This is a genomic window from Devosia sp. 1635, from assembly GCF_013185955.1.
Taxonomy (GTDB): Bacteria; Pseudomonadota; Alphaproteobacteria; order Rhizobiales; family Devosiaceae; genus Devosia.
This window is the reverse complement of sequence record NZ_JABAOM010000002.1, coordinates 672,367-688,799: the sequence shown is the minus strand read 5'-3', so window position 1 is coordinate 688,799 and position 16,433 is coordinate 672,367. Positions and strand designations below refer to the sequence as shown.

16 protein-coding genes are annotated in these 16,433 nt (G+C 63.8%); 4 read left to right on the top strand and 12 right to left on the bottom strand.

What is annotated here, in order from left to right:
- Window positions 1-11: 11 nt before the first annotated feature.
- Genes flhA through fliF form a run of 7 tightly spaced genes read right to left on the bottom strand, consistent with a single transcriptional unit; the run spans window position 12 to window position 7,437 of the window.
- Entirely contained in the window at window positions 12-2,150 is a 2,139-nt protein-coding gene (flhA, locus tag HRU92_RS10165) for a flagellar biosynthesis protein FlhA (protein WP_127753922.1), read from the bottom strand.
- Window positions 2,147-2,341, bottom strand: coding sequence for a hypothetical protein (locus tag HRU92_RS10160; protein ID WP_172124075.1), 195 nt, complete (start codon window positions 2,339-2,341; stop codon window positions 2,147-2,149). The genes flhA and HRU92_RS10160 overlap by 4 nt, the downstream gene beginning before the upstream one ends.
- Window positions 2,342-2,349: 8 nt before the next feature.
- Window positions 2,350-3,717: a sigma-54 dependent transcriptional regulator gene (locus tag HRU92_RS10155; RefSeq protein ID WP_172124073.1), complete on the bottom strand. Its 1,368-nt coding sequence runs from the start codon at window positions 3,715-3,717 to the stop codon at window positions 2,350-2,352.
- 12 nt (window positions 3,718-3,729) lie between these two features.
- Complete coding sequence (gene fliN, locus HRU92_RS10150) at window positions 3,730-4,023, bottom strand: flagellar motor switch protein FliN (protein ID WP_248307110.1); 294 nt, start codon at window positions 4,021-4,023, stop codon at window positions 3,730-3,732.
- Between the two features lie 38 nt (window positions 4,024-4,061).
- A complete protein-coding gene (locus tag HRU92_RS10145; protein ID WP_172124069.1) occupies window positions 4,062-4,718 on the bottom strand; it encodes a FliH/SctL family protein in 657 nt (218 codons plus the stop codon).
- Between the two features lie 4 nt (window positions 4,719-4,722).
- On the bottom strand, window positions 4,723-5,757 hold the full coding sequence (fliG, locus tag HRU92_RS10140) for a flagellar motor switch protein FliG (RefSeq protein ID WP_127755283.1): 1,035 nt from the start codon (window positions 5,755-5,757) through the stop codon (window positions 4,723-4,725).
- A gap of 51 nt (window positions 5,758-5,808) precedes the next feature.
- Window positions 5,809-7,437: a flagellar basal-body MS-ring/collar protein FliF gene (gene fliF, locus HRU92_RS10135; protein ID WP_172124067.1), complete on the bottom strand. Its 1,629-nt coding sequence runs from the start codon at window positions 7,435-7,437 to the stop codon at window positions 5,809-5,811.
- Window positions 7,438-7,574: 137 nt separating this feature from the next.
- Between fliF and HRU92_RS10130 the strand changes: the two genes are divergently transcribed.
- Entirely contained in the window at window positions 7,575-8,198 is a 624-nt protein-coding gene (locus HRU92_RS10130; RefSeq protein WP_173088117.1) for a glutathione S-transferase family protein, read from the top strand.
- A 91-nt stretch (window positions 8,199-8,289) separates the two neighbouring features.
- Here the strand turns inward: HRU92_RS10130 and HRU92_RS10125 are convergent, their stop codons facing one another.
- From HRU92_RS10125 to HRU92_RS10115, 3 genes are all read right to left on the bottom strand, one after another.
- The gene (locus HRU92_RS10125; protein WP_035102845.1) at window positions 8,290-8,568 is read right to left on the bottom strand and encodes a DUF1153 domain-containing protein; all 279 of its coding nucleotides are present in this window, start codon (window positions 8,566-8,568) and stop codon (window positions 8,290-8,292) included.
- A gap of 138 nt (window positions 8,569-8,706) precedes the next feature.
- Window positions 8,707-9,375 (bottom strand): flagellar hook assembly protein FlgD, encoded by a 669-nt coding sequence (locus HRU92_RS10120; RefSeq protein WP_172124063.1) that lies wholly within the window; start codon window positions 9,373-9,375, stop codon window positions 8,707-8,709.
- Between the two features lie 9 nt (window positions 9,376-9,384).
- Window positions 9,385-10,767: a flagellar hook-length control protein FliK gene (locus HRU92_RS10115; protein WP_173088115.1), complete on the bottom strand. Its 1,383-nt coding sequence runs from the start codon at window positions 10,765-10,767 to the stop codon at window positions 9,385-9,387.
- Window positions 10,768-11,016: 249 nt separating this feature from the next.
- On the opposite strand from HRU92_RS10115, the gene mnmA reads away from it, so the two are divergent.
- The gene (mnmA, locus tag HRU92_RS10110) at window positions 11,017-12,168 is read left to right on the top strand and encodes a tRNA 2-thiouridine(34) synthase MnmA (RefSeq protein WP_172124059.1); all 1,152 of its coding nucleotides are present in this window, start codon (window positions 11,017-11,019) and stop codon (window positions 12,166-12,168) included.
- On the opposite strand, the gene HRU92_RS10105 is transcribed toward mnmA, so the two are convergent.
- Both HRU92_RS10105 and HRU92_RS10100 read right to left on the bottom strand, forming a co-directional pair.
- On the bottom strand, window positions 12,165-12,371 hold the full coding sequence (locus HRU92_RS10105) for a hypothetical protein (RefSeq protein ID WP_172124057.1): 207 nt from the start codon (window positions 12,369-12,371) through the stop codon (window positions 12,165-12,167). The genes mnmA and HRU92_RS10105 overlap by 4 nt on opposite strands.
- 156 nt (window positions 12,372-12,527) lie before the next feature.
- Window positions 12,528-13,478, bottom strand: a complete 951-nt coding sequence (locus HRU92_RS10100; RefSeq protein WP_172124055.1) for a ring-cleaving dioxygenase — start codon at window positions 13,476-13,478, stop codon at window positions 12,528-12,530.
- A 244-nt stretch (window positions 13,479-13,722) separates the two neighbouring features.
- On the opposite strand from HRU92_RS10100, the gene HRU92_RS10095 reads away from it, so the two are divergent.
- Both HRU92_RS10095 and HRU92_RS10090 read left to right on the top strand, forming a co-directional pair.
- Window positions 13,723-14,961, top strand: a complete 1,239-nt coding sequence (locus HRU92_RS10095) for a putative DNA modification/repair radical SAM protein (RefSeq protein ID WP_172124053.1) — start codon at window positions 13,723-13,725, stop codon at window positions 14,959-14,961.
- Window positions 14,958-16,433 (top strand): UdgX family uracil-DNA binding protein, encoded by a 1,476-nt coding sequence (locus HRU92_RS10090; RefSeq protein WP_172124051.1) that lies wholly within the window; start codon window positions 14,958-14,960, stop codon window positions 16,431-16,433. The genes HRU92_RS10095 and HRU92_RS10090 overlap by 4 nt, the downstream gene beginning before the upstream one ends.

Here is a 16,433-nt window from a genome sequence, read left to right as displayed (position 1 = left end):
GAGGGGGCCGGTTAAACGCTGCCAATGGTTTTGAGGCGGATGCGGGGATGCACCTCGTTCTGGCTCATCACCACGGTTTGCGGGCGGAAACGCTCGATAATGGAGCGCACATGGGGGCGGATGCCGGGAGAGGTGATCAGCACTGGCAGTTCCCCTTGCTGGGCGGCGCGTTCAAAGGCGGTTTGAATGGCGCCAATGAACTGCTGCAGCCGCGAGGGGGCCATGGCGAGGTGGCGGTTGTCGCCTTCGCCGATCATGGCCTCGGCAAAATCGCGCTCCCAGGTGGGCGACAAAGTCAGGAGCGGCAGGTTGCCATCGGGGCCGAGATTGGCGGCACAGAGCTGACGGGCGAGGCGCGAGCGGACATGCTCGACGATCATCTGCATGGACCGACCCGGGCCGGCGATCTCGGCGACACCTTCGAGGATGGTCGAGAGGTCGCGAATGGAGATGCGCTCGTTGAGGAGAGTCTGCAGCACGCGCTGGATGCCCGAAACGGTAATGAGTCCGGGGACGATGTCCTCGACGAGCTTTTGCTGCTCCTTGGGCAGGCCGGACAGGAGCGACTGCACATTGGCGTAGCTCAGCAGGTCCGCGACATTGGCCTTGAGCACTTCGGTCAGGTGGGTGGAGATCACAGTAGAGGGATCGATGATCGACAGCCCCCGCAGTTCGGCCTCGTCGCGCAGAGCTGGCTCGATCCAGGTGGCGGGCAGACCGAAAGTGGGCTCGGTGGTGTGGTGACCGGGCAGGTCGATGGAGCGGCCCATCGGGTCCATCACCATCAGCTGGCTGGCCCAGATCTGGCCGTGGCCAGCTTCCACTTCCTTGATGCGCACTTTGTAGTCATTGGGCTCGAGCTGCATGTTGTCGAGGATGCGCACGGGCGGCATGACAAAACCCAGCTCGGTCGCGAGCTGACGACGCAGCGCCTTGATCTGTTCGGTGAGACGGTCGGAGCCGTTTTCGTCTTCCTTGACCAGCGACAGCAGGCCATAGCCGAGCTCAAGCTTGAGTTCGTCGATCTTGAGGCTATCGGTGATCGGCACTTCAGGAGCGGGGCCGCCGGGGCTACCGATCTGGGGCGGGTTTGCCAGCGCGGCGAGGCGCGTGGCATCGGCCTGCTTTTCGCTCTTGGTCGCAGCGGAGCGCCAAGCCAAGTAGCCGACGCCCGCGGCGATGGCGAGGAACGGAATGACCGGCATGCCAGGCAGAAAGGCCAGGAGCCCCATCACGGCGGCGGACATGCCCAGGGCGCGCGGATAGCCGGTGAACTGGGCGGAAAGGGCTTTGTCGGCGGAACCCGTGACGCCAGATTTGGACACGAGAATGCCGGCGGCGGTGGACACGATGAGGGCAGGGATCTGCGAGACCAGACCATCGCCGATGGTCAGCAGGGTATAAACATTGCCAGCTTCCTGGACGGTAAGGCCTTCCTGCATCATGCCGATCACCATGCCGGCGACGACGTTGATGAAGGTGATGATGAGGCCGGCAATGGCGTCACCGCGCACGAATTTGCTGGCGCCGTCCATGTTGCCGAAAAAGGCGCTTTCGCCTTCGAGTTCGGCGCGGCGCACCTTGGCGGTGGCTTCATCGATCAGGCCCGCCGACAGATCGGCATCAATGGCCATCTGCTTGCCGGGCATAGCGTCGAGGCTGAAGCGGGCCGCCACTTCGGCGATGCGGCCCGAGCCCTTGGTAATGACAATGAAGTTGACCAGCACCAGAATGGCAAAGACCACGACGCCGATGATAAAATTGCCGCGCATCACGAAGTTGCCGAAGGCTTCGATGACATGGCCGGCGGCGTGGGTGCCGGTGTGACCTTCCGACAGGATGAGGCGGGTGGTGGCAAGGTTGAGGCCGAGCCGCAGCATGGTGGCGATCAGCAGAACCGTCGGGAAGGACGAGAATTCCAGCGGCTTCTGGATAAAGAGTGCCGTCATCAGGATCATCACGGAAAAGACGATTGAGACTGCCAGCAGCCCATCGAGCAGGAGCGGCGGCATAGGCACGATGAGAATGACGATGAGGCCCATGACCCCTGTCGCAAGGGCAATATCGCCTGAGCGCAGGGTATCGAGCACGGCCGCGCCAGTCGGCAGCTTGAAGGCCGGGCGGGTGCGCAGGGTGGGCAGCTCGCTCATGCGGTGGCCTGGTCCGGGATGGTGTCGTGCTCAGCGGGAAAGGCTTGGGCAGTTTCCCAGGCCTGGGCTGCCGCCGACGCCGTGCCGAGCTGATCGGTGCTGACAGCAAGGGTCAGGGCGGCAATGATGGCCAGCGCCAAGGCCGACGGCTCGCGCGAGGCGAGTTCGGGCTTGCCCGCAAGGGCGCTCACGGGGCCCATCATGCCACGGCCCTGCGTTCACCGGGATCGGGCACCAAAGTGCCTTCATCGGAATATTGGTTGAGCTTGTTGCGCAGAGTGCGGATGGAGATGCCAAGGATATTGGCGGCGTGGGTCCGGTTGCCCAGCGTGTGATCGAGGGTGTCGAGGATCAGGTCGCGCTCCACATCGGCCACGGTGCGGCCCACAAGGGCACGGGACATGGCTTCGGCGGTTTGCGCCAGCTGGGACGAAAGGGAGCCCGCGGATGCCACTTCATGCAGGCCCATGCCGTCGGGCAGGACGATGGCGTCGGCGGTGATGCTTTCACCCGAGGACAACAGCACGGCGCGATGCAGCGTATTTTCGAGTTCGCGGACATTGCCCGGCCAAGGAGCGCGGACCAGCGCGTCGCGCGCATCCTCGGCGAGGCTGCGCGGCGGCAGGCCATTAGCCTTGCTGTATTTGGCCACGAAATGCTCGGACAGGGCGATGATGTCGCCCGGCCGGTCCCGCAGGGCGGGGAGCTTGAGATTGACGACGTTGAGGCGGAACAGCAGGTCTTCGCGGAAGGAGCCTTCCCGCACGGCGTCGGCGAGGTTGCGGTTGGAGGTGGCGAGGATGCGGATATCCACGGCCACCGGCTTGCCGCCGCCGACGCGATCGATCAGGCGCTCTTGAATGGCGCGCAGCAGCTTGGCCTGCAGCCGCACATCCATTTCGGAGATTTCATCGAGCAGGAGCGTGCCGCCCGAGGCTTCCTCGAACTTGCCGATGCGGCGGGCGACGGCGCCGGTGAAGGCGCCTTTCTCGTGACCAAAGAGCTCGCTTTCAAGGAGCGCCTCAGGGATGGCGGCGCAGTTGACCGAGATGAAGGGTTTCCCAGCGCGCTTGGAGCGGGAATGAACATATTTGGCGATCACTTCCTTGCCGGTGCCGGACTCGCCGGTGATAAGGATGGAAGCGTCGGAGCCCGCGATCTGGTCCGCCATTTTCACGATGCGGGCCATGGCGGGGTCGCGGAACAGGAATTCGGAGGAATCCCGAGCGACGGCGGCGATCACGGCGGCAATCAGCTCGGCATCGGGGGGCAGGGGGATGTATTCCTTGGCGCCGGCACGGACGGCGTTGACCGCGGCCGCGGCATTGGTTTCCACGCCACAGGCAACAACGGGCACGGCGATGCGCTCGGCTTCGAGCCCGCCGATGAGCCGGGCGATGTCCATCATCACGTCAACCAGCAGCAGATCGGCGCCGCGGCCGGCGCGCAGCGTCGCGAGGGCAATATCGACCGAGGGGGCATGGGCGACCTTGGCGCCGCCATCCATGGCCATCTTGGTGGCGGTGCTGAGCTGGCCTTCGAGAGCTCCGACGATGAGTAGACGCATGGCGGTGCTCCCTTATTGTGGCTTGATGACTTCGGTCATGGTGACACCGAGCCGGTTTTCGACCAGCACGATTTCGCCGCGAGCGACGAGGCGGTCATTGACGAGAATCTCGACGGCTTCGCCGACCTGACGGTCGAGTTCGATGACGGTGCCGATATCCATGCGCAGCAATTGGGACACCGGCATCTTGGTGCGGCCTAATACGACGGAGATGCGCACGGGCACATCGAAGACGGCTTCGAGGTCGGCTGCGGTGCGCTCGAGATGAGCTTCGGGACCACGAGCCATGCCGCTGGCGGCGGCCATTTCCTCAAAGTTCATGTTGTCGCTGTCGTTGGGGGCGCTCATGAATGGGGTTCCTCATGGCTGATCTGCGGGTGGCCGCCCTCGAGATAGGCGGCGATGCGCCGGTCGATGTCGGTGGAAATGGAATCAAGATCGCGCACGAGGCCGCCATCGACCCATTCGAGCCGGCCGTCGCCCAGGCGCTGTTCGGGATCGCCCATGACGATCAGGCGGCCGTTAAAGCCGGAGGTGGTCATATGGGCGGTGGCAATGTCGCGCACGCCATCGGCAATATCGGGGTGGCAACGGATCACAAGGTGCGGCACGCCTTCGAGATTGGCCATGCATTCGGCGATGAGGCCCTCGAGCTCCGCGGTGGGTTCGCGGGCCAAGAGTTGCAAGGCGAGCTTGCGACCGATGCTGGCGGCCAGTTCCACCGCTTCGCGGCGGCTATTGGCGGTCGCATCGTCCAGGGCCGCGGCCATTTCGGCGCTGCGGGTAGCCAGGGTCGCCGCAGCAGCGGCGATGGTTTGCGCGGCCATGGCGGCGGCGTTCTGGGCGCCGGCGGCAAAGCCTTCGGCATAGCCTTCTTCGCGCGCTTCGGCGACCAGGCGGGCCACAAGGTCTTCGGCCATGCCGGCGCGCGGTGAGACCGCGGCAGCACTGGGGCGCTTGCCGAGGTCGAGATCGAAGGTGAAGCGAGCGTGACTGGCCATGGTGCTAAGCGATCATCTGCTCGTCGGACTTGCCCTTGAGGATGATGATCTCACCCTGAGCGGCCAAATCCTTGGCTGTGGCGACCATGCGGCCCTGGGCTTCATCGACATCCTTGAGGCGCACGGGGCCAAGCGCTTCCATGTCATCCTTGAGGAGCTTGCCGCTGCGGGCGGACATGTTCTTGAAGAAAAATTCCTTCATCGTTTCGTTGGCGCCCTTGAGGGCGAGCGCCAGCTCGGCCTTGTCCATGCGCGCCAGCAGAGTTTGCGCCGCCGAAGCATCGAGCTTGGCCAGGTCCTCGAAGGTGAACATCAGTGACTTGATGCGCTCGGCGTCTTCGCGGCTGTTTTCCTCGAGGCCGGTGATGAAGCGGGCTTCGGTCTGGCGGTCGAAGGAATTGAAGATCTCGGCCATCTGCTCGTGGCTGTCGCGGCGCTTGGTATGCGACAGGGTCGACATGAATTCGGTGCGCAGCGTGTTCTCGATCTTTTCGAGAATGTCCTTTTGCACGGGATCAAGCCCGAGCATGCGCTGGATCACGTCCATAGCGAGTGCTTCGGGCAGAACGGCGAGCACCTTGCTGGCGTGCTCAGGCGCGATCTTTGACAGCACCACGGCGATGGTTTGGGGATATTCGTTCTTGAGATAGGCGGCGAGCACGTCTTCCTGAACGTTGGAGAGCTTTTCCCACATATTGCGGCCGGCGGGACCGCGAATTTCCTCCATGATGGAGCTGACACGATCGGAGGGGAGGAAGGACAGCAGCAGGCGCTCGGTGGTTTCGGTGTTGCCCGATAGCGAGCCATTGGCCGACACGCTGGTGACAAACTCCACCATCAACTCGTCCAGCATGGCTTGGGTGATGGGGCCGAGGCGCACCATGGCGCGGCTGAGCTGGCGGATCTCGACCTCGTCGAGCTCATCGAAGATGGGCTTGCCGTGATCGGGGCCGAGCGCAAGGAGAAGCGCTGCAGCCTTTTCGTCGCCCCTGAGCGAGCGGTGTGGCGCATCGTTGCCGACCACCAGCTGCTTGCCCATGGAACCTATGGCGTCGGTGGTGTCGAGGGATTGGGAGACCAGAGCCATGGGTTATGCCGCGCTGCTCAGCCAGTCGCGCACGATAAGTGCGGCCTGCTTGGGATTTTCCTGAACCAGACTACCCACGGTCTTGAGTGTCTGGAGCTGGCTTTCGCCCAAGGTGCGGGCATTGGCCATCCAATCGGGCGCGCCGGTAACCGATTCGGGCGCTTCGATGGGCACGAGCTGACCTTCGGGGCCCAGCGCGACGGGTGCGCCCAGTTCGGCACCGGAGGGGAGGGCGAGAGGCTGGGGTTCAGGGACCAAGGCGCGCTTGAGCAGGGGGCGCAGCACGAAGAACACGAGGGCCAGGGCGATCAGCAGGGTCACGGCCATTTCGGCTGCATTCATCAGGTCGTCGCGCGTGAAGTCGAGGAGACCCGCGGCGCTGTCGGTGCCCGGCAGGTTGAGCTCGGGCCGTTCGGCAAACTGCATGTTGACCACGTCGACGCTGTCGCCGCGGCTTTCCGAATAACCCACGGCCGAGCGTACCAGGGTGAGCACCTGGGCAATCTCTTCAGCCGAACGGGGGCTGTAGGTCAGATTGCCCGCGCCATCATCGGCATAAACGCCATCCACCACCACAGCGACGGAAAGGCGCTTGATGCTGCCCGCTTCGGTGACGGCAGTCTGGGTGGTCTTGGAGATTTCGTAGTTGGTGACTTCTTCGGACGTGGTGCCCTGCTCGAGCGTGCCATCGGCGGCAGTTTGGGAAGCGCCGGGCAGCTCGTTGGCGATGGTCACCTGGTTCTGATTGGCGCCGGACTGGTTCTCCTGCTCGCGCAGCTGGGTGGAGCGGACGACCTGGCCTTCGGGGTCAAAGGTCTCCGAAGTGGTGGTGGAGCGGTTGAAGTCCATCTCGGCCGCAACTTCGACGCGGGCACGGCCAACGCCAACGATGTTGGCGAGCATGTCTTCAAGGCGCGTACGGAGCCGGTTTTCGTAGCCAAGGGTTTTTTCGGCCGCTTCGCCGGCGAGGGCGCCCTGCGCGCTGTCACCGGTGCCGGAGGCGAGGAGGGTGCCGGCATCATCGACAATGGAGACGCGGGTCGGCGAGAGACCCTCGATGGCGGAGGCGACGAGGTGCTGGATGGCGCGGATTTCGCCGGCAGCCAGTTCGCCGCGCACGGACAGGACGATCGAGGCGGAAGGATCCTTGCGCTCGCGCCGGAACAATTCGCGCTCGGGCAGAACCAGGTGAACCCGGGCGGACTTGATGCGGGCCAGCGAAGAGATGGTGCGGGCGAGTTCACCTTCAAGCGCGCGAACATTGTTGATGTTCTGCACAAAGCTCGTGGCGCCAAGCGTGTTCTGCTCGTCGAAGATCTCGTAGCCAACCTGGCCGCGAGTGGGGAGCCCGGCCCCGGCGAGATCCATGCGCAGCTTGGTGATCTGCTCGCGCGGCACGAGGATGGTATCGCCTTCGCCGCGCAGCTCGAATGGGATATTGAGGGTTTGCAGTTCGGTAGTGATCGCGGACGAATCTTCCAGCGTCAGCCCGGTGTAAAGCGGTGCCAGGTTGGGGGCTGAGGCGCGCATCATCAGGAAGGCGAAGAAGCCCAACATCAGCACCGCTACGGTGGCCATGGCAGCAAGGCGCGGCAGGCCAATGCGGTTGATGAGCTGGGTCAGGTTATTCAAGTCGGTACTCGAGGTTCACGTCACCGGCGATGAAAGCTGCCGCCCGGCAAAAATTACCTAGTGTTTGGTAAACATTGTCTTAACTTGTGGGTGCCCAGCGGTTGCGCGGGCAAAAATTGCCGGACGGGAGAGCAAGCGTGTTGAAAGTGCTGGGGCGGGTCACATCCATCAATGTGCGCAAGGTCTTGTGGGCGGCCGGCGAGTTGGGACTCCCCTATGAGCGGGAGGATTGGGGCCTGCCCTTGCGCGATCCCAAGGTGCCCGAGTTCCTGGCGCTCAACCCCAATGGGCAGATCCCGGTGTTGATCGATGATGGATTCGGGCTGTGGGAAAGCAATGCGATCCTGATCTATCTGGCGGAAAAGGCAGGTGACGGGCGCTTGCTGCCGGGTAGGCTGCAGGAGCGGGCGCGGGTGCTGCAATGGCTGGGCTGGCAGGCGAGCGAGCTTAATCCGCCCTGGGGCTATGCCGTGAATGCGCTGATCCGCAAGACGCCCGGCTATGATGATCCCGAGCAGATTGCGGCGTCACTGCGAGCCTGGGGCGCCAAGATGGCGTTGCTGGACGGGCATCTGGCCAAAGGCTCGCCGTTTGTGGCCGGGGCTGAGTTCAGCATTGCCGATATTGCGCTGGGCCTTTCGGTGCATCGCTGGATGAGCGTGCAGGCGGACAAGCCCGTGTTTGCAGCAGTGCGAGAGTATTATGAACGGTTGCTGGGCCGGGAGGCGGGGGCAAGATGGATGGGGGCGGAGACGCCCTAGGGGGACGGGTTGCGGGCCTTGTGCCAAGAAAACAAAAAACCCGCAGGGTGGACCCGGCGGGCTTTGGTGCTCGTTATCGGTTTGGACCGGATCAGCCCTCGCGGTAATGCTGGATCCAGGTGGTCCGCAGGCCGGCAAGTCCATGCTTGTCGATGGCAGCCTGCCAGTTCAGGAACTCGTCGACGCTGAGTGTGTAGCGGTCGCAGGCCTCTTCGAGGCTGAGCAGACCACCGCGCACCGCAGCAACAACTTCGGCTTTTCGCCGAATGACCCACCTCCGCGTATTGGCGGGGGGAAGATCTGCGATCGTGAGCGGACTTCCGTCCGGTCCGATAACGTACTTAACGCGAGGACGCATCTGTACGGTCATTTTACTCTCTACTCAACCTGACCATAGGAAGGCAGAGTAGCGATGCTGACTTAAAATTCAGCTAAGGGGAAACGAACAACAGGTTAAGAATTAGAAGGAAAATCAAGGTATTCGGGACGCAAAGCGTGTCGCGACGGGTCAGGTGCCCGGCGTGGGGGTGCGCACATCCTGGACCTGGGAAAGGGGGTATTTGGAGGTGCCGATGGTCAGCAGCGGCTCCGTGCCCGAAAAGTCCACTGCGTTCACGATCCCGACCGCCGCCGTGGTGATGCCGACCGTATTTCCGCTCAGATCGGTACCGGTGATCTCGATGGAATACAACCCAGCAGGTTGAGCTAGCCCGTTGGAGCCCTTGCCGTCCCAAGCGAACTGGCCGTTGCCCGCGGGAAGCGAGCCGTTCTCGGAGTAAACGATGCTGCCGGCGGCGTTCTTGATGTTCACCTTGGCGTTCTGCACGGCCCCCGAGGCGACATAGCCCCACAGAGCCTTGCCGCCCTTGAGCTCGGAGGAGGTGCCGGCGACGGTGACTTCCTTGCCGATATAGTTGACCGCGTCGGTTTTGCCGGCGCTTTGGCTGGCCATCATCATGGCTTCAAGGAAGTCGTTGGTCTTGAGCTGCTGTTCCACGCCAGTGAACTGCACCAGTTGCTGGGTGAACTGGTTGGTATCCAGCGGCTCGAGCGGGTTCTGGTTCTTGAGCTGGGTGGTCAGGATGTTGAGGAAGGTGTCGAAATTATCGGCAATGGTGTTGCGCGAGTTGCTGATCGCACCGGCGGCAGAGGTTGCGGATATGCCATTAACAGCCATGATTGTTCCTCAGGCGATGATGTTGACGCCGCCAGCCGCAAGGCTGCCGCGGTAAAGATTGACGCTGGGAAGGGGTAGCGGGTCGGCATCGCCGCCGCTCGGGCCGCCACCGAACGAGCCTCGGCGTTCCTGCTCCTGCCCATTGCCCTGGCGCCCGTCGCCTGGGGATGGGTTTTGCCGGAGGGAGAATTCGAGGTTGGTCTTGCTGGCATCGAGCCCGGCCTGCTGCAGGGCGCGTTCCAGCCCGCGCTGGTCGCGCTGCATCAGATCAAGGGTTTCGCTCTTGTCGACGATGAGGCGGGCATTGACCTGCCCCGCTGCATCGAATTCGAGCTTGACCTCAATGCGGCCGAGCTCGGGCGGATCAAGGCGGATCTGGAAATGGGAATTGCCGGCATTGGCCTGGTGCACCAGCTCAAAGGCGAGCTGGGGCAGGTTGAGCTGTTGCTGGGTGGTCTGGTAGCCGGGCTGCACGGGCCGCAGGGCGGCGGCGGCGACCTCGGCCCGGTTGAGCGCGCTGGGCAGGCTTTTGGCCGCGGCAGCATCAAGCGGGGGTTCGGCGGCAGCGGGAGCGAGCTTGGCGTCGGTTTCCGCGGTGGGCTGGCTGTCGGTGCCGAGAGCCGGGTCGGGCTCGATGCTGGGCTGCGCGAGCGTCGGTGCTGTTGGGGTCGTCGGGGTGAGGGGCGTGGCAGTGCTGGCGGCCGGGGCAGCCGGATCGGCGGGAGGGGCGCCCGGGGTGGCGCGGGTCAGCTTCGCCAACGCGTCTTCGAGCGCGGCGGCGCCGGCGGCAAGGGTCTGCTGATCAAGGCCGGGACCGGCTTGCTTGAGGCCGGCGAGTAGTGCGGCGAGCTTTTGACCCAGCTCGGGGCCGCCCTCGGCGGCATCGCTGCCAAGAAGCTGGTCGGCCAGCGGGGCAAGGGCATTGGCTAGCTGTTGCGCGAAATCACTGGCCGGTTCGCCACCGGTTGCTGGCTGGGCGGGGGTGGACAGTGAAATGCCGAGCTGGTCGGCGAGCCGGCTGAGAGCGGTGCTGGCCGCGCCGAGGTCGTCGCCTGCGGGAGACTGGCCGGCAGCGAGGCTTTGGGCGATGTTGGCGAGGCTGTCGAGCAGCTGGGGCAGGGCCGGCGGCTCCGGAGCGAGGGCGGCTTCGGCTCCCACAGCCAGCCCAAGATCTTCGGCTTCGATGTCGGCTTCGCCCGCAGTTTCGAGCCCGATTTCAAGCGCCTTGCCCAAGCTCAGGTTGAAGCTCGAGGCAGAGGTGGTGCTTGGCGTGGTGCCGGCGTTCGCGCCGGCGAGCAGACTGGCGAAAGCGTCGGCATCGGCAGGCGCGCCGAAGCTTCGCGTGATGCTGCCTGCACCGGTTGCGACCGAAAGGGTAAGATGGGATGCCACTTTGCCGAAAAATCCTGCAACTACTCGCCCCGTGCCATGCAAGGAGCTTGCCAGTGAGCCAAGGCGGCTAAGTGCTTGTTTGCGCAGAGCTGTGTTTTGGGCTCGAGGGACATGGCTCGAGCCGGGAGGGTGCATTGCGCCGCACGGGCGGCAAAAACTGCCGGGCGGCGTTGCAGCGCATTGCTGAAAGGGCTAAGAGGCGCGGGACAGTTGTCCGCTGGCCCTTGAACCCAACCGGATGCAAGAAAGATGCTGAATTCGCTTGATATCGCCAAGCGTCCCCAAGGCACGCGCGTTGTTGTCGCGATGTCGGGGGGCGTGGATTCCTCGGTTGTGGCGGGCCTGCTGGCTCGGCAGGGCTATGATGTAGTTGGGGTGACGCTCCAGCTTTATGATCATGGCGAGGCCACCCATCGTAAAGGCGCGTGCTGCGCCGGGCAGGATATCCATGATGCCCGCCGGGTGGCGGCGGCACTCGATATTCCCCATTACGTGCTGGACTATGAAGAGCGCTTCCAGCGCTCGGTGATAGCGCCGTTCGCCAATGCCTATCAGCAGGGTGAAACGCCGGTGCCGTGCATTGCCTGCAACCAGTCGGTCAAGTTCGTCGACCTGCTGGAAGTGGCCAAGGATCTTGGCGCTGATGTGCTGGCGACCGGCCATTACGTGCAGTCGCGGCTGGGCGAAGATGGGCGGCGGCAACTGTTCCGTCCCGTCGATGGCGATCGTGACCAGACCTATTTCCTGTTTGCGACCACCCAGGCGCAACTCGACTTCTTACGCTTTCCGCTGGGGGGGATGAGCAAGGCTGCGGTGCGCGAGCTCGCGCGCGAAATGGGGCTCGAGATTGCCGACAAGCACGATTCGCAGGACATCTGCTTTGTGCCGCAGGGCAAATATGCCGACATCATCCGCAAGATGCATCCCGAAGCGGTGGCGCAAGGCGAGATCGTCCATCTCGATGGCCGGGTGCTGGGGCGGCATGCCGGGATCGTCAATTACACGGTGGGACAGCGCAAGGGCCTGGGCGTGGCGGCTGCCGAGCCACTCTACGTGATCAAGCTCGAGCACAAGACCGGGCGCGTCATTGTGGGGCCGCGCGAGGCGCTCAAGACCCATACGGTGCGGTTGCGAGATGTGAACTGGCTGGGGGCGCGGCCGCTGGCCGAAGCTGCTGCCGGCAATGGTGCACCGGTCGAGGTCAAGGTGCGCTCGACGCGCGGGCCGCAGCCGGCCGTGATCCAGATGCGCGATGGCGCGGTTTATGTGACGCTGGTGGCCGGCGAATATGGCATTTCGCCGGGCCAGGCCTGCGTGTTCTACGCCGATGACAGCGCCACGTCCGAAGTACTGGGCGGTGGGTTCATCGCGGAAGCGGTGCCGGCGGTGTTTGCCGCCTAGTTGGCGGGGGCGGGCGTTGGCTCAGTGAAGCCCTTTTGCAGGGGGATCGCGTCTTCGGGGGCGATGTTCTGTTCTGCCTCGATCGTGTCGTAGTTGCGCCATTGCACGAGATTGGTGAACACCGTCGCTGCCACCGTGATCACGGCCAGCCCGATGAAAATCGCGAGCACCCACTGGCTGGAATTGAGTTTTCGCACGGGCATGGCAGTTGCCTTTGAAGGGGGTCAACGGGGGCGCACCCTACGGGATGCGCGCCGGGTTTAGCACCTTCGCTGCGCTTTGGCTAAGGCCCTGATGACGCGCCGCGCCGATAGGCTCTCCTCCCTCAGCGGGGAGGAGAGCTTGTGGACTGAAGCGGTTTAGACCAGGGGCTTGAGGCCCGCTTCGATGCTCGCCCGCCGGCTTTCGAGGAAGGGCGGGAGCGCCAGGCTTTCACCCAGGGTTTCCATCGGCTCGTCGGCAGCAAAACCGGGCACGTCCGTCGCGATCTCGAACAGAATGCCATTGGGCTCGCGGAAATAAAGCGAGGTGAAGTAGAACCGCTCGACTTCCCCGCTCGAGCGGATGCCGAACGAGTTGACATGGGCGATCCACTGCCGGAGCGTATCCTGGTCGGGCGTGCGGAAGGCCACATGGTGCACGCCGCCGGCGCCGGGCCGTGCGGGGGCCAGGCTTGGGTCAACCACCACATGCAGTTCGGCCGCGGGGCCACCGGGGCCCATCTCGAACACATGGGTTTCCCCATTGCGCTCGCGGGCGGGATAGGTGCGCACCTTGCGCATGTTCATCACCTGCGTCAGGACCACTTCGGTGCGATCGAGGCGCGGCACGGCAAGGCTGATCGGCCCAAGGCCGATGATCTGCCGATCGGCAGGAACGGGCGACTTGGCCCAGGGCACGACCTTGTTGGCGGGGTCGAGCACCAGGCGGAAGCGCTGGCCTTCGAAATCCTCAAAATCGAGCGAGACATGGCCATTGCGTTCCTTGATGGCCGAGGTGCCGACGCCCTGCGCCTGCAGGTGTTCTTTCCACCATTGCAGGCTGTCCTCGCTACCGACGCGCAGGCCAGTGCGGCTGACAGTGTGGTTGCCGCGCTGCTCGCGGGCGGCGTCAAAATCAAAGAAGGTCAGGTCTGCGCCAGGTGAGGCCACGCCGTCACCATAGAATAGGTGGTAAGCAGTGGTGTCGTCCTGGTTGACGGTTTTCTTGATCAGCCGCATGCCCAGGGTCTGGGTGTAGAACTGCAGGTTCTTGGCCGCCTGGGCGGTGACTGCGGTCAGGTGGTGGATGCCGCCAAGCTGAAGGTCCATTGGTGTTCTCCTTGGAGTGCACATGCTCGTCAGCCGAGCCTTGGTGCCGTTGCCCCCAAGATAGGTGAAGTTGCCCCATCCCGTCAGCCCACGGCGCCATAACGGGTTGTTGCGCCTGAGCGAACAATGGAACCCCATCGTTTCCAGGGCGAGGAGGCGATCACAAGCTGGCTAGAACAGGTTTTCGCCGGTGCTTTTATTCGGGTCGCGCGTTAAGACTGGCGTGAACAGATGAGGAACGTGGATGGCGGCTTTAACCCTTCGTCGCAAGTTGGCCGTGTTGTCGGACGCCGCCAAATATGATGCCTCCTGCGCTTCCAGCGGCACCGAGAAACGCAACAGCAAGGTGAGCGGCGGCATTGGCTCCACCGAGGGCAATGGCATTTGCCACTCCTATGCGCCGGACGGGCGCTGCATTTCGCTGCTCAAGCTGCTGCTGACCAATTTCTGCATTTATGAATGCAGCTACTGCATCAATCGCTCCTCGTCCAATGTGCAGCGGGCGCGCTTTTCCGTCGAGGAAGTGGTGGGACTGACCCTCGACTTCTACAAACGCAACTATATCGAGGGGCTGTTCCTGTCCTCGGGGATCATCCGTTCGCCCGACTACACGATGGAAGAAATGGTGCGGGTGGCGCGCAGCCTGCGCGAGGATCACCATTTCGCGGGCTATATCCATCTCAAGGTCATTCCCAATGCCGCGCCTGAACTGCTGGCGGAAGCCGGGCGCTGGGCGGATCGGCTCTCAACCAATATCGAGTTGCCGACCGATCTTGGCCTTGAAGCGCTGGCACCGGAAAAAAAGCCAAGCGAGATCCGCACGGCTATGGCGCGCATTCGCGGCAAGCTGGCGGAAGCCGCGCCGGAGGCAAAGACCAAAGCCGAAAAGCCCAAATATGCGCCGGCGGGGCAATCCACGCAGATGATCGTGGGTGCCGATGCCGCCAATGACGAAGCCATCCTGACGCGCGCGGCGGGGCTCTATTCGGGCTACAAGCTCAAGCGGGTCTACTACTCGGCCTTTTCGCCCATTCCCGATTCCAGCGCCAAGCTGCCCCTCAAGGCGCCACCGCTCCTGCGCGAGCACCGGCTCTACCAGGCCGATTGGCTCATCCGGTTTTATGGCTTTGACGTTCCCGAGATCGTGGCGGGCGGGGAGGGCGGGTTGCTGGATCTGGCGATCGATCCCAAGCTGGCCTGGGCGCTCAAGCATCGCGAGCGCTTTCCCGTCAACGTGAACCGCGCCGATCGCGAACTGCTGTTGCGGGTGCCGGGGCTGGGGACCAAGAGCATCGAGCGGATCATCACGACGCGGCGCCACCACAGTTTGCGCCTCGAAGATGTGGCGCGCATTGTGGGCTCGATCGATGCGGTGCGCCCGTTCATCGAAGCGGTGGACTGGACGCCGGGCGGGATGACCGATGATGCGCGGCTCAAGGCCAAGCTGACGCCGCAGCCCGAACAGCTGAGCCTGTTTGCATGATTTCGGTGCGGCTGGAGGAGCGTAACGACTTTGCCGAATGGCGCGGCAAGGCGCGGCAGTTGTTGTTAGCAGGCGTGCGGCCTGATCAGGTGATTTGGCGGGGGCCGGGGGAAGAAAACGGGCTGTTCGAAGCGGGCGATTCCATGCTGCCAAGCGGGGAAGGGGCGGTGGGCAGCGTGCCGCCCGCCTTTATCGAGCAGGGGCAGTTGGCCATCTGCAACAATGATCCCGAGCGGTTTGCTCTGCTGTATCGCTTCTTGTGGCGCCTGCTGGAGGATCGCGGGCTGATGACGGCGGCCTCCGACCCCGATTTGCAGCGGCTGACCGGTCTGGCTTCAGCGGTCCGGCGCGACAGCCACAAGATGAAGGCCTTTGTGCGCTTCAAGGCTGTTATCGACGATAGCGGGCTCGAGCGCTTTGCCGCCTGGTTCGAGCCCGAGCATTTTATCCTTGAACGCACGGCGCCGTTTTTCGAGCGCCGCTTTGCCGGCATGATCTGGGCGATCATCACGCCCTATCGCTCGGCCTTCTGGGACGGGCAGGAACTGTTGTTCGGGCCGGGCGGGCAGAAAAGCGACGTGCCCGAGGACGATGCGGTTGAGGGCGACTGGAAGACCTATTTCGCCTCCATCTTCAATCCTGCCCGGCTCAAGATCGGCGCGATGAAGGGGGAGATGCCCATGAAATACTGGCGCAACCTGCCCGAGGCCGAACTCATTGCTCCCCTGATCCGGGGCGCAAGAGAAGCGGAGCGGGAAATGATCGAGCGGGTTTCGAGCCAACCACCGGCACGGCATCTGCGGCGCCCGACAGAGGCGCCGGCAGTCCAGGATGGGGAGCGCGAGGTCGCCTCGCTCGCCGAGGCACGCGCGGCCGTCCAGGAATGCCGGCGCTGCCCGCTGTTCGAATTTGCGACGCAAGCCGTGTTCGGGGAGGGACCTGAAGCCGCCGATGTAATGTTTGTCGGCGAGCAGCCGGGGGACCAGGAGGATCTGGCGGGGCAGCCCTTCGTGGGACCAGCGGGCAAGGTGCTGGATGCCGCAATTGAAAAGGTGGGGATCGACCGCGAGCAGGTCTATGTCACCAATGCGGTCAAGCATTTCAAGTTCGAGCCGCGTGGCAAGCGGCGCATCCACCAAAAGCCCAATGGGGGGGAGGTGGAGGCGTGCCGATTCTGGCTTAATCTGGAGCGGGCGTTCGTTAAGCCCAAGGTGATCGTGGCGCTGGGCGCCACGGCGGCGTCGAGCCTGTTGGGGAAAGCGGCAACGATTTCACGGCTGCGCGGTGCGCCGATTACCATGGATGATGGCACGATGCTGTTTGTGACCAATCATCCCTCCTATTTGCTGCGCATTCCCGAGCGGGAGCGCCAGGACGAAGAGCGGGCCAAGTTCGAAGCGGACCTCGTTTTGGTGAGCGAGGCAATTGAGCGGGTCAGAACAGCGCAGAACTCAGTTGCGTCACACACTTGA